The organism is Paenibacillus sp. LjRoot56 (genome assembly GCF_964253335.1).
GTDB lineage: Bacteria > Bacillota > Bacilli > Paenibacillales > NBRC-103111 > Paenibacillus_E > Paenibacillus_E allorhizoplanae.
In genome coordinates, this window is the sequence record NZ_CAXURV020000001.1 from 489,011 (window position 1) to 502,361 (window position 13,351).

10 protein-coding genes are annotated in these 13,351 nt (G+C 46.6%); 4 read left to right on the forward strand and 6 right to left on the reverse strand.

Annotated elements, in window-relative coordinates:
- Positions 1-38: 38 nt before the first annotated feature.
- The 4 genes from ACSQ8O_RS02220 to ACSQ8O_RS02235 all read right to left on the reverse strand — a co-directional run bounded on the left by ACSQ8O_RS02220 (position 39) and on the right by ACSQ8O_RS02235 (position 5,965).
- A complete protein-coding gene (locus ACSQ8O_RS02220) occupies positions 39-1,571 on the reverse strand; it encodes an extracellular solute-binding protein (protein WP_436240293.1) in 1,533 nt (510 codons plus the stop codon).
- 70 nt (positions 1,572-1,641) lie between these two features.
- Positions 1,642-2,520, reverse strand: coding sequence for a carbohydrate ABC transporter permease (locus ACSQ8O_RS02225; protein WP_056622320.1), 879 nt, complete (start codon positions 2,518-2,520; stop codon positions 1,642-1,644).
- Positions 2,521-2,537: 17 nt separating this feature from the next.
- On the reverse strand, positions 2,538-3,494 hold the full coding sequence (locus ACSQ8O_RS02230) for an ABC transporter permease (RefSeq protein WP_436240294.1): 957 nt from the start codon (positions 3,492-3,494) through the stop codon (positions 2,538-2,540).
- A gap of 245 nt (positions 3,495-3,739) precedes the next feature.
- Positions 3,740-5,965 carry a helix-turn-helix domain-containing protein gene (locus ACSQ8O_RS02235; protein WP_436241925.1) on the reverse strand — a complete coding sequence of 742 codons (2,226 nt, stop codon included), beginning with the start codon at positions 5,963-5,965 and terminating at the stop codon, positions 3,740-3,742.
- A gap of 386 nt (positions 5,966-6,351) precedes the next feature.
- Between ACSQ8O_RS02235 and ACSQ8O_RS02240 the strand changes: the two genes are divergently transcribed.
- The 3 genes from ACSQ8O_RS02240 to ACSQ8O_RS02250 all read left to right on the forward strand — a co-directional run bounded on the left by ACSQ8O_RS02240 (position 6,352) and on the right by ACSQ8O_RS02250 (position 9,890).
- Positions 6,352-7,239, forward strand: a complete 888-nt coding sequence (locus ACSQ8O_RS02240) for a GGDEF domain-containing protein (protein ID WP_436240295.1) — start codon at positions 6,352-6,354, stop codon at positions 7,237-7,239.
- A 5-nt stretch (positions 7,240-7,244) separates the two neighbouring features.
- A complete protein-coding gene (locus ACSQ8O_RS02245; RefSeq protein ID WP_436240296.1) occupies positions 7,245-7,640 on the forward strand; it encodes a VOC family protein in 396 nt (131 codons plus the stop codon).
- Positions 7,641-8,075: 435 nt separating this feature from the next.
- Positions 8,076-9,890 carry an ABC transporter ATP-binding protein gene (locus ACSQ8O_RS02250; protein WP_436241926.1) on the forward strand — a complete coding sequence of 605 codons (1,815 nt, stop codon included), beginning with the start codon at positions 8,076-8,078 and terminating at the stop codon, positions 9,888-9,890.
- Between the two features lie 60 nt (positions 9,891-9,950).
- Here the strand turns inward: ACSQ8O_RS02250 and ACSQ8O_RS02255 are convergent, their stop codons facing one another.
- Entirely contained in the window at positions 9,951-10,562 is a 612-nt protein-coding gene (locus ACSQ8O_RS02255) for an FMN-binding negative transcriptional regulator (protein WP_436240297.1), read from the reverse strand.
- A gap of 204 nt (positions 10,563-10,766) precedes the next feature.
- Between ACSQ8O_RS02255 and ACSQ8O_RS02260 the strand changes: the two genes are divergently transcribed.
- Positions 10,767-11,744, forward strand: a complete 978-nt coding sequence (locus tag ACSQ8O_RS02260) for a Gfo/Idh/MocA family protein (RefSeq protein WP_436240298.1) — start codon at positions 10,767-10,769, stop codon at positions 11,742-11,744.
- Between the two features lie 66 nt (positions 11,745-11,810).
- Here ACSQ8O_RS02260 and ACSQ8O_RS02265 read toward each other — a convergent pair whose 3' ends face one another.
- A complete protein-coding gene (locus tag ACSQ8O_RS02265; protein ID WP_436240299.1) occupies positions 11,811-13,298 on the reverse strand; it encodes an MDR family MFS transporter in 1,488 nt (495 codons plus the stop codon).
- Positions 13,299-13,351: the final 53 nt, after the last annotated feature.

Genomic DNA, 13,351 nt, shown 5'->3' on the forward strand with positions numbered 1-13,351 from the left:
AGAAAAGAGAGGCAAAATTTGCCTCTCCTGTTCTGAACTTATTTACCGTTCTTGGCGTATTGCGCACTGAATTCTTCGATGACTTTGTCGCCGCCTGCTTTTCTCCATTGCTCAATCGCTTGCTTCCAACCTGATTCATCCAGCTTGCCTAGGATAAATTTCGTGCGAGCATCGTCAATGATCGGCTTCAATTCCGTGCCTTTCGTTGTTTGAGTTTCGGACACGAGCGGGTTCGTCGGATTGTTAACCGCAATCGTTTCGTTTTCTTTGATCATTTTGCCGTACTTCTCCATCAGAGGTGTCTCTTTACCTGTTGTTTTGGCTGTATATTTGGCGATCTGTAATTGGAGGTAGCTGGAGCCTACTTCGGTGTCTTGCAGCTTTTGATCAATAAATACCGGCTTGCCGTCTTCGGTCTTATAATGCTTGCCTTCAATTCCCCAGCCTAGCAAATCCAGCATCTTCTGATCGGATAGCTTGTCGTAGAAGCCAAGGATTTGTTTCAATTCAGCCTCTGTTTTCACACTTGATTTCGGGAACATGAACACGCTATTATAGCCTACCCCGCCAGGCAGTCTTTCGCCTTTAGGCCCAGTGATTCTACTCACAACGTCCACATCAGAGCCAGGGAAAGACTTGGCAAGCGTTGCTTGATAGCCTGCGCCGTCAATCATATTCGAGATCACAGCTCCAGCCTTGCCTTGGTTAATATCATCCTTCTTCTGTTGGTTGTTCAGCACAGGGAAGTCTTGTTTAATCAACTTTTCATCGTACAACTTTTTATAAAATTTCATAGCCTCAAAATACTCCGGCGCTAAGAAATCCGGGCTTAATTTGCCGTCTTTCACTTCCCAGCTGTTCGGTGCGCCCATAATCGAAGCTACGACACCAAACCCATCCATGGTTTTCTCTTCGGTCAAGCCGACGGTATCTGCTTTGCCGTTCTTATCGGGGTCGTTTAATGTGAACGCTTTAAATACATTGTACAAATCATCTATGGTTTTCGGTGCACTAAGCCCGACATTTTTTAACCAGTCGCTGCGGAAAATAACACCGTACGTCGCCAAATCGCGTGCCCGATACAAGCCGTATATTTTGCCGTCAACTTTAATGTTGTCGAAGACAGAAGGGTTCATTTTCGATAGATTCGGATAGTCCTTCAAATAAGGACCGACTTCCCAGAATACACCCGCACGTACAGCGCTCAAAATATTGGAATCCTTATTGTTCTGTACAAGCAGCGCCTTTGGCAGCTCACCGGAAGCAATCGTAACATTCACCTTTTCCTTGTAGGAGGAGTTGGGGACCCAGGAGATATCCAATTTGGTATTCGTGTAGGCTTCGATCTGCTTCTGTACTTCGCTGTCCGCTTTCGGCGGCTCGGCATACATGAGTGTCATGACACTCAGTTTCAGCGGCTCTTTGTTGGCAGGTGAACTGGCAGCGCTTGTACTCGTGCCTCCTGTTGCAGGACTTGCGTCGTTTCCACAGCCAGTAAGCAGTGCAGCAGCGCCTACCATCATACCCATCGTTGCAATTCCGGCTTTTCTCATTCCTGCATGTGTTCTCATGTGGTATTGCCTCCCCATATTCTTATTGTATATGAATGCATCCCAATCACAATAGCTCTCGGGAGCCTTTTCAACCTTTCACAGAGCCGAGCATAACACCTTTGGCAAAATGCTTTTGCAGAAAGGGATACACGATCAAAATAGGCACCGTGGAAATGACAATGACCGCCATCTTAATGATTTGGGACGGAGGTGCGATGTAGTTCTGATCGAACTGCGTAGAGTCACCGATTCCGCCTTGTGAAAGGATGACGATCTGCCTTAGCCAGACCTGGATGGGCCACATTTTGGAATCGTTGATATACATAATGGCATTGAAAAAGGTGTTCCAGTGTCCAACGGAATAGAATAAGGCGAAAGTAGCCAGAACCGGTGCTGATAAGGGTAAAACGATGCGAAAGAGCAGTCCTACATCACTGCAGCCGTCAATCTTCGCCGCTTCCTCCAGTCCTTCAGGCAGTTGTCTAAAAAAGCTAACGACGACGATCAAATTGAATGCGCTGATCGCATTCGGGATGAGTAGGGACCAGTAGCTATTGAGCATCCCAAGCGATTTGACAACCAGAAATGTGGGTAGAATACCGCCGTGGAACAGCATGGTGAATACGATCATCATCATGAAGAGCTTTCTGCCGGCAAAATCCTGTCTGGATAGCGGATAGGCAAGCAGCGTGGTGAATAACAGATTAATGAACGTCCCGACAACCGTGATCCCGATGGTAACGAATAAGCTGTTAACGATGATGTGTGTGGAGAAAATATAGCGATACCCTTCCAATGAGAAAGAGGTTGGGAAAAGGATGAAGCCGCGTTTGAGCACCTCTGCCGGCTCTGCGAACGAGACGGACACAATGTAGATGAACGGAAGTAAGGTAATTAAGGCGAATACGGTTAAAAAGGTATAATTGAAGCCGTCAAAGATGCGGCTGCCTAAGCTCTTATTGATCATTTTGCACAATTCCCTCCTTAATACAGACCGCTTTCGCCCATTTTTTTGGCCATTCGGTTAGCACCAACGACCAACACCAGTCCGATAATGGATTTAAATAAGCCGACTGCTGTGCTATAGCTGAATTGCCCCTGCTGAATACCGACATTGTAGACATACGTATCAAATACCTCGCCTACGTCGCGGTTCATGGCGTTCAGCATGAGGAAGATTTGTTCAAAGCCTGTATCTAGGAATGAACCCAGTCGTAAAATAAACAGGATCACGATGACACTTCGTATGGCTGGAAGCGTGATGTGCCACAACTGCCGAAAACGGCCAGCCCCATCGATTTTCGCTGCTTCATATAATTGGGGGTCAACACCTGCTAATGCGGCGAGAAAGATGATGGTTCCCCAACCAGTTTCTTTCCAAATGACCTGCGAAATGATCATCGTTCGGAACCACTCACTAGAAATTAGGAATTCGATTTTGGGAAGTCCGATGGAGGCCAGCACATCATTTACAATGCCGCCTTCTGTCGTGAAGAAGATGTAGGAAATACCTACGACTACGACCCACGATACAAAATGAGGAATATAAACAATCGTTTGGATCGTTCGTTTAAAGACTTCTCGGCGAATTTCGTTTAATAACAAGGCCAAGATAATGGGAAGCGGGAAGAAGAATACCAAATTATAGACAGCCATAATAATCGTGTTCTTAAATAACAGGGCGAAGGAGGCATCGAAAAAGAAGCGCTCGAAATGCTTTAGACCCACCCATTTGCTATGAAGCATCCCTAGTGCTGGTTGATAATCCTGAAAAGCAATTAACAGCCCCCACATTGGAAAGTAGCGAAAAATAATGAAGTAGAGCATACCGGGTAACGCCATCAGATAAAGCCATTTGTTTTTCAACAGACGGTTTAACCTGAGGCGTGCCTTGCTCTTAGCAACCGCATCTGATCTTAACGGTTTGGAAGTCAGTTCCACGAGTCATCGTCCTCCTTGATTGTTGTGACAGCGTTAGCATATCGAAGCCCAGAATTGCCTTCAATAATCAGCAGCGCTCCATATGCAAGATGATGCGAAAACAAGTGCAATTCCATGTTTTATAATCATTAGAGGCATCTGTCATAATCATTTGAAATTGATCCCATGCTGCACCACAACACAAAAAAACCTGGCGAGTGGCCAGGTTCTTATCTACTTATATAGGGATGCGTATGAAGGAATAATTACTGCGAAGTCTTTTTGAGCTCTCTGTACTGACCAGGTGTCATGCCTTCCAGCTTTCGAAAGTTGCGGATGAAGTTTTGCGCATTCGTGTATTGCAAGCGTTCAGCAATTTCTGTGATTTTCATTTCCGTTCCACTGAGCCAGCTGATCGCCATGTCATGGCGGTAGCTTGCTAGATAATCACTGAAGTTCATCCCTGTTTCTTTCCGGAACATGCGGCGAATATAATGTGTGCTGTAATTCATCCGCAAGGCACACTGATCAAGTGTCAGGTCGCTGTCATAATACGCATGGACCAAATCCATGACCGAGCGGGAAATACTTTTGCCAGACGATTCATGACGCTTGCGGACTAGCTCCATCATCGGATGAATGATGTGTGATTTGAACCATCCTTCAATTTCTTGCGGCGTTTTGAGGTTGAACAGCTGCTCATATTCATTACGTCGATCATGGGAGAAGAGCTCCCCGGTATCCCCCATGTCATATACAATACGAGCTAGATCGGTCAACAGCATCGCGAAGGAGATGCGATACAGGTTAGGATCGGTTTCCACGCGGAGCACCTCTTGAATGAACTGCTGGAGCAACTCGCCAGCCTTGTCCTTTTCCAAAAAGGCAATCGCCTGCGTTAGTTCGGAAACGAGATGATGCGGATAATAATGACGGGACGCTTGCTGCGGCTTCAGGTCATCTAGATGAAGAATGGCTTTCTCCCCGAGACGAATCCGATATTGCAGCGCTTCTTTGGCTTCAAGAAACGCTTGCGGCGTTTCATCTATGGCTTCATACGGACGACTGATCCCGACGCTGACTTTAAGCTCCAGGAAATCGGCTGCCGCCTTCTGCACAGACTCGGCAAATTCACTTAACTGACTAAGCAAATCCCGATGATTGTCCATTTCACTGCCCACCAGCGTCACCTGATAGTTACCAATCGGCATGGCGTGAATGCGGTGGGGATGCGGGATGAGCTCTGAGGCGATATTGTTGATCGCAAACAAGAGTAAGTCCTGCTCACCGGGCTTGTAGCGCGTGTGCTCCAAGGTATCAATCTGCAAAACCATGACGGCATAGCGCCGCCAAACGGGAATATGAAACTGACTTGCTTTTTCCTGCAGCTCTCCGCGATGCATCTCACCTTGAAACAGTTTTAACATGAAATAATCAACAAGCTGGCCGAACTGGCTCTTCATTTGACCTTCCAGCTGTTCCTTGGATTGATGCAGGGATGCGAATTGAGTCCCAACCCACTGTAATTCATCCTTAACGACCGTTCCGCCGTTAGCTGGCTTGCTGTGACGCATTGTAAATTCTACTAAGCTGCGTATAGGAACTGACATCCGTTTGGAACCCCAATAGGCTAGCAGTGCTGTAAAAAGAAGCAGAAGTAGACAAGCTGTTAATGTAGCCCAGCCGATCGAGGCAGATTCCCTTTTCGCTTCTTCCAAAGGAATAATGGATACATAGGTCCAGTTGTTATATCTGGATTGATTATAGATCACACTATAGTCTTTGCCTTGCAGTGTACTGTTGAAATAGCCCTGCATACTGCCTGTATTCAGCAATTCCTGTGACCAAGACTCGGAGCGAACGCTTTGCCCCGCCTTATTAGGATTACTATCGATGATGACATTCATTTTATCATCTAGAATCATGGTCTCGCGCGTCGAAAAACCGCCGGTCAACAACTTAGCCAGCTCTGAATTGGACACATGGACGGACAAATAGCCCTTTTGTTCCGATCCTGTAGATGGAATGCTCTTGACTAGCTTAATACCAGAGAAGGTTGGTCCGACATCCGGCACCCAACGTGAGTTATAAGCGGCGTTCACATTGCTGGTTTCCTTGGTCTTATCCGTCCCAAAGTAGAAGCCACCGTCTTTGATATACCAGGCATTCTGAAGACTGTGCAATTCAACGGTTTTAACGCCTAGCTCGTAGGTTTGTACACCCAACAGTCCTTTGACGAGCAAATCAATGTCCTGAAAATCTTCAATTGCCAGTCGCTTCGCCACCGAATTTACAACTAACGGTGTTTCCGCGTAGCGCCCGGATACTTGATCAATGACTTTAAGAATCTGTTCGACGCGGTTTTGGGACTGTTGCAAAATGAAAACGTTTGCTTCATTCACTTTAGTTTGGACCTTCGAGGTCGATTGGAAGAAAGAGTAGATACCAAGTGATAGTAAGGGAATCGTACTGACCAATGTCGTGAATATCATCAATTTTATGAAAAAAGAGTATCGCGGGAGCATAGCTTCCTCCGTACGTTAATATAATGCCTCCCATTGTAACATATCCAGGGAGTATTCAGGAAATACTTTTAGGATAAAATTACCATTTAATCTCAAAGTGGACGAATAGCGAAGGAGCCCATAAGAAGGACATAGAAACAATTTATAGAATCAATAAGTAGAATGTCATGTGGTAGGGATGTGATTGCAGCATGGTGAAAATAAGAAAGTCTGACCATATCTTAGAAATTGCATATAATTGTGTACGTTGGTTCCTTCTTGTTACTACATCTTATGTGTATTTAAACTATTACTATAGCGCCTCGCAGAGTCTATCTCTTTTTTGGAGCATGCTGGCAGTCGCTATTCTCTATATGGCAACTACGGAAGTGGCCCTGCATGTTACTCCTATCGCTTCAGGCTTTTATCGCACAGTGACGCGATTGGGTGTTGTTATGGATTACTTCTCTTTTATCGCCATTATCGCACTTACAGATGGCACACATAGCCCACTTCTCCCAATAGCCTACTTGGTTATTCTTCATGCTTCGTTATACTGGAGTTTCCGTGGATCGATGGTGGCGACGGGGATGATTATCATCGGATATTGCTTCATAGTTAATCTGGTGGATGGAGGATTTCGGATAGACGACTTGCCCCGACACTTTTTTAATTTTGCCTTTCTGCTTATGTTTAGTTTCATTGGGGGCATCCTTGTAGCAAGGGAGCGAAAGCATTTTGTCGAGAAAGGCATTTTTGAAAATTTAGCGAAACAGGATTACTTAACTGGACTATATAACCATCGAAGCTTTCAAGAACACATGCGAGAAGTTATCTCAAGTAAACAACCGATTACGCTGCTGATGGGAGATATTGACTATTTTAAGCAGATTAATGATCGTTATGGTCACCAAGCGGGAGATACGGTGTTGAGGGAGATCGGCAGCCTATTGGAGACGTCCATCCCAAGTACACACGGTCGTGCCTTTCGCTATGGTGGTGAGGAGTTTGCGATTATTTTTTATACAGATTCTCAGGATAGGGCGACGGAGCTTTATCATTTATTTTTGGATAAGCTGCGAGCCAAAGTATTTGAGCATGGCAAAGACGCGTTTCAAGTTACGATGAGCTTCGGTGCCGCACTCCGTGATCGGGGACAAGGTAAGTCGGAGTTGGTCGCCGCGGCGGATAAGTTACTATATGAAGCGAAGACACATGGCAAAAATCAATTGCTATGGGCTCGTACAGAAGGGATGAAGTGATAGCGATGGCAACCTTATCTCCTTATATTTACAGTGCCGATGCGAGAAAGCAGGCTGACTTTTATGTGAGCGTGTTTGACGGTGAAATCACCAACATTCAATCGTATGGCGATCTGCCTGGGATGGAAGAGTCGAAGAGACACTTGATTATGCATTTGGAATTGCAGGCGCTGGGCTTGCGATTTTTCATGGCTGATGCAGGGATAGAAGCCAATGATCGAGGCACTGGCATGGATTTAGCACTCACCTTTAAGGATGAGCAGGAGGCACGTACGATTTATGATGGTTTAGCAATTGATGGCGATGTTATTATGCCGTTTGAACGCATGTTTTGGGGCACGATGCTGGGTCGTGTGCGAGATCGTTACGGAGTCATGTGGCAGGTAGCCACAGAATCCTAAATAGAACAAAGAGAGCTCCCTTGTGAGAAGCCGTATGGCTTTCGTGAGGGAGTTTTTTTCCTATGCAATTCTAACGGACACGATTGCCGCTATTTCGAGAGAATCACACAGATTCCTTGTTTAACGGACACAGGCACCGCTATTTACGTGTTGGAGGCAATATTGCACCCCAATTAGGAGAATAACGGCTGTGTTGTCCGTTAGAACATGCGAATCAAGCCCAATGATCGATTAGCGTCATCTGTGTCCGTTAGACGGGGGCGAGGGGTGAATTGGGGGAGAATTCGCCCTCCAGAGCTGCTTTTTCCGCCCGAGGACCGATTCGAACCTGTTTATATTCTGTTTAAAATAGGGGAGTATGATCATATCCATTGGTAAATACAACGTACACACGGAATCACATCCGAACGGGTAAAGGAGTAGAGATAGGTGGCTATGACGAAGAGTGAACAACCGAAACAAAAAAGCAACTGGCGGGGCTTCCTCCGCTTAATGATGAGTGCGAATCCACCTAAGCTTTTATTAAGTATTGCGCTGGGGTTAAGTGTGATTGCCACACTGGTGTCGTTGGTGATCCCGCTATTCACGAAAAATGTGGTTGATAACTTCTCGATCTCATCCCTAAATTGGTGGCAAATTAGCGGGATGGCTCTTGCGTTCATCGCATCAGCTGTAGCTTCTGGTGTAGCTACGTATCTTCTTAACTATTCAGGTCAGCGCGTAGTGGCAGGTATTCGAGATCGCTTGTGGAAAAAGCTGCTTGTGCTGCCAGTCAGGTACTATGACAACAATCAAACAGGAGATACCATCTCTCGGATGACGAACGATACCGCAATTATTAAAGGACTTATCGCGGAGCATACCGCGGGCTTTATTACAGGCAGCATTTCCATTATCGGGTCTATTATTGTGCTCTTATATATGGATTGGAAAATGACACTTATCATGTTCAGTATATTCCCGATTGCTTTTCTTATCCTTTTTCCATTAGGTATGCAAATGTACAAAATTTCTAAAGGCATGCAAGCCGAAACGGCTAATTTCACGTCTGTGTTGAATCGCGTTTTATCTGAAATTCGGTTGGTGAAGGCTGCTAATGCAGAGCCTGTGGAATACAAGGAAGGCAGTGCAGGGATCCAGACGTTGTTCAAATTTGGGCTAAAAGAAGGCAAAATTCAAGCATTGATGTCGCCGCTGATTATGTTTGTCATGCTGATGATGTTCGTCGTTCTATTCGGTTATGGCGGCACACGTGTAGCGTCTGGTGCGATATCTGCGGGGCAGTTAGTGGCCTTCATGCTGTATTTATTCCAAATAGTGATGCCGATAACGCAGATTACACAATTTTTCACGCAAACGCAGAAAGCGATGGGCGCAACGGATACCATTCTTAAGGTGCTGGATCATGAAGAGGAGGATCCGCATGCAGGTTTACAAGTCAAAGATGCTTCCCAATCCCTGCATTTCGAAAACGTATCGTTTGGATATAAAGAGGGCGAATCAGTTCTCAAGGATGTGAGTTTTACAATGGAATCGGGTAAGGTTACCGCGATTGTAGGACCGAGCGGAAGCGGGAAGACGACGATGTTCTCGTTGCTGGAGCGTTTTTATTCGCAGCAAGAAGGTAACATCTCGCTAGGCCAAGAAAAGATTGGTCAGTACTCGCTTGTCTCCTGGCGCAGCCAGATCGGCTATGTATCGCAGGAAAGTCCGCTCATTGCGGGGACGATACGGGATAATATTTGTTATGGCTTGCAGCACGAAGTGACGGAAGAGGCGCTGAAGCGGGCTTCCGAGATGGCCTATGCGGATGGCTTCATTGAAGAACTTCCGCAGAAGTATGACACGGAAGTCGGAGAGCGCGGGATTAAGTTGTCAGGTGGACAACGCCAACGGATTGCTATTGCCAGAGCGCTGCTGCGCGACCCGAAGATTCTCATGTTGGACGAAGCCACATCGAGTTTAGACAGCAAGTCAGAGGTCGTCGTTCAGCAAGCCCTGCAGAATTTGATGCAAGGACGTACAACGCTAGTCATTGCCCATCGGTTATCCACGGTCGTGGACGCAGATCAGATCGTGTTCCTCGACAAAGGTGTCGTCACTGGCCGCGGCACGCATCAAGAGCTCATCGAATCGCATGAGATGTATCGCGAATTTGCAACGCAGCAGTTGCAGATACAAGAACAGCTGATTGCGGAGCATTCCCCGCTGACGCCTGAATTGCTGCCGACCGAGCAGCTCCATTCTTAAATGCAAAAGCCTCTACACCCACTAGTTGACGGGCGTGGAGGCTTTTGTTCATTCACGGTGTCAGGAGCCGCATAGGTTTCCTTTCATAAGCGCGGCAATTTGCTGCTCCTGATCTCCCTTAAGCTCCAATTCTCTAATAATGCGCTCTTGGCGCTCGACTGGCTGATTCTGGCTGAGCTTGGCCTTGCCTTCGATGCTGGAAATCGAGAGCCGGAAGGCTTGAATCCCTTTGCTCAACCCCGCAATAAAGTGAGGATCAACGCTGTCTAAATCATACCGGCTGTCTGCCCCTTCATACTTGCTTGTTAGCTGCCGTAAGACGCGTAAAACTTCTTGATCGTCGTGAATGAGCTCGACCTTGCCATACACATGAACGGCCGTATAATTCCACGTTGGGACAGCGGCAGGCGTTCCATACCAGGAAGGCGAGATATAGCAGTGGGGACCTTGGAAAATCACCAAAATCTCCTGCCCCTCGATATCCATCCACTGTGGATTAGAACGAGCGAAATGCCCATATAGGCACTGCTCTTCTGAACTCAACATCAAGGGGATATGCGTCGCGAAGGGGCGCTCCTGATGATGGGAAACGACCGTAGCGAAGCTATGTGCTTTGATGAGGTCATACATCTCCGACAGCACTTCTATTTTAAAATGGGAGGGTGTATACATGGCTGCACCTGCTTTGTCTTAGCATTTTAGCAATAGTATAGCAGTCGATATGGTACATAAAAAGTGCCAATTAGTTCGGTTTTGAATAGACCACTTTGGACGATCTTGCCTATAGGTTCATGTTGCTTATGAATGCTGTACAGGAGGTCACAACCTTGATGTCGAATACCTAACCAACTACGCAATTCAAGAGGAGGCAATAGAATGGAAAAGGTTCGTTGGGGAATTATCGGCTGCGGTGACGTGACGGAGGTCAAAAGCGGTCCAGCCCTGCAGAAGGCAGAAGGCTCGGAACTGGTCGCTGTTATGCGCCGCAATGGGGCACTAGCAGAGGATTATGCGATGCGGCATGGTGTGGCAAAATGGTACGATGACGCCGCGGCGTTAGTCAACGATCCAGATGTAAATGCGGTCTACGTTGCAACGCCGCCAGGATTCCATCATGCCTATACCTTACTCGCTGCCAAAGCAGGAAAGCCTGTCTACGTGGAGAAGCCGATGGCTAGGAATCACGCAGAGTGTCAAGAAATGATCTCCGCTTGTGAAGAAGCCGGCGTACCTTTGTTTGTGGCGTATTATCGCAGAGGGCTCCCTAAATTCGTGGAAATCAAGCGTCTGATTGATAGTGGAGTGATAGGTGAGGTCCGCTTCGTACAATCAACGTACCTGCAACCGATGAGAGATTATGAAGAAGGATTAGAACCGTGGCGTATTCAGCCTGAACTGTCAGGTGGCGGTCTATTTGTGGACTTGGCAAGCCATGCATTAGATATCCTTGATTATTTGTTGGGGCCGATCGGAGAGGTCAAAGGCTTCGCAAGCAATCAAACCGGCAAGCAAAAGGTCGAAGATATCGTGACAACGAGCTACGCATTTGAATCTGGTGTGATGGGTACAGGGGTATGGAGCTTCAATGCCTTCACACGCCTAGATTTGAATGAGATTGTGGGTAGCCTTGGCAAACTATCTTTCTCTACGTTCAGTGGTGATCTGCGCATTGAAACTGCTGACGGTGAGGTTCAAGAACTGACGATTCCCAACCCTCCACATGTTCAACAACCACTGATCCAGACCGTGGTGGACGATCTTCGAGGCATTGGTCAGAGCCCCAGCACAGGCGTTACAGCGGCACGTACCAATCGTGTGATGGACGAGCTGTTGCGCGATTTCTACCGCGCTTGAGAATAAACGAAAACCCCAGCCTAATGTGAATGTCATCACATCGGACTGGGGTTCTTTATTCATGCATTAGGCTTTCGGGCTCGGCGTTGCTACAATAGGAGCAGGTGCCGACGCTGAAGGATTGTCGGGTGCTAAGGAGCGCTTGTTAAGGAACAAGCTGAGCGGTAGCGCGACCAGCACAATAAATGTTGCAAGCAAGTATACGTCATTGACACTCATCGTGAAGGCGTGAGTACCAATTTGCACTTTGTCCGTCATCCCGCCGGTAGCAAGATCCTTGCTATGTGTTGCGGTTTGGGACGATAAAACGGAAGTGAATAGGGCGATCGCGAAGGACCCGAATACGTTACGAACCCAGTTATTAATAGATGTGGCATGGCCAGAAAGAGTTCTCGGAATTTGCTCCATCCCTGCATTACTTGCAGGCATCGTAGCGAAGGCAATCCCGACGTTTCGAACGATCATCCAGAACACAATATAGCCGCGTGATACGTCTGTACTTAACCAACTGAGCGTGAGCGTACCAATAGCGATTAACGAAATACCGATAAAAATTAGAATACGAGGCCCGACACTGCTATACAGCTTGCCTACGATTGGCATACAAAGTGCCATCACGAGGGAGGCAGGTAATAGAATTAAACCTGTATCCAATGGAGTTACGTGCTGAATGTTTTGCAAGAAAATCGGTGTTAGGAAAGTACCTGAGTACAAGCTTATCGTAACAATACTGGAAATAATGAGAGATAGCGTATATCTCGAGTTTTTCAATACTCGGATGTTTAATAATGGGGAGTCAGCTTTAAGTTCTCTCCAAATGAATAGCAGAAGGACTAGGAACCCTGTTGCAAATAGACCGATAACACGGCCTGATGACCATCCCCAAGCATGGCCTTGCGAGAACCCAACGAGCAACGCAAGACTGCTGACAACAACAGTAAGTAAGCCGATTAAATCGAATCTTTTTGGAACAGAAAGACGGTAGTAAGGGATTAATTTGAAAACGAGAATAATAGCAACAACGCCGACAGGTACGTTCATAAGGAACAACCAGTGCCAGCTCCAATTTTGCAATAACCAACCGCTCAATGTAGGCCCGATTGCTGGCGCCATCATAGCAGACAAGGACCAAAGTGAAATTGCGATCGGTTGCTTGTCACGCGGGATAACTTGATACACAATCGTCATGGTAGCCGGCATAATCAGACCGCTGAAAGCCCCTTGAATAATACGGAAAGCAATCAATGATGAAGCGTCCCATGCTAAAGCGCATAGGAGTGAAAATACGGTAAAACCAATCAACGCAATGGCGTATAATCGTTTGTAGCTGAATTTCTCCCCGAAATAGCCTGTAATCGGAGCGATTGTACCACTTGCGAGCATGAAACCAGTAATCGTCCATTGGATTTTGCTCAAATCTGTATGGAAATGATCACTAAGAATCGGTATCGCGATATTAATCGTACTCATACTTAGAATCGAAACGAACGATCCGAAGAAGATAGCGATCATAATTGGCCAGAAGCGCACTTGCTGTAACTCATCCTTACTCAAAATAATGCCTCCACTCTATCATTGATCTTAAAGATAGTATTCTCTATAATTTT

Coding starts and splice junctions, on each gene's coding strand:
- ACSQ8O_RS02220 (WP_436240293.1), bottom strand. CDS start 1,571: ATGAGAACACATGCAGGAATGAGAAAAGCCGGAATTGCAACGATGGGT.
- ACSQ8O_RS02225 (WP_056622320.1), bottom strand. CDS start 2,520: ATGATCAATAAGAGCTTAGGCAGCCGCATCTTTGACGGCTTCAATTAT.
- ACSQ8O_RS02255 (WP_436240297.1), bottom strand. CDS start 10,562: ATGTATACACCCTCCCATTTTAAAATAGAAGTGCTGTCGGAGATGTAT.
- ACSQ8O_RS02245 (WP_436240296.1), top strand. CDS start 7,245: ATGGCAACCTTATCTCCTTATATTTACAGTGCCGATGCGAGAAAGCAG.
- ACSQ8O_RS02260 (WP_436240298.1), top strand. CDS start 10,767: ATGGAAAAGGTTCGTTGGGGAATTATCGGCTGCGGTGACGTGACGGAG.
- ACSQ8O_RS02250 (WP_436241926.1), top strand. CDS start 8,076: ATGACGAAGAGTGAACAACCGAAACAAAAAAGCAACTGGCGGGGCTTC.
- ACSQ8O_RS02240 (WP_436240295.1), top strand. CDS start 6,352: ATGGCAACTACGGAAGTGGCCCTGCATGTTACTCCTATCGCTTCAGGC.
- ACSQ8O_RS02235 (WP_436241925.1), bottom strand. CDS start 5,965: ATGATATTCACGACATTGGTCAGTACGATTCCCTTACTATCACTTGGT.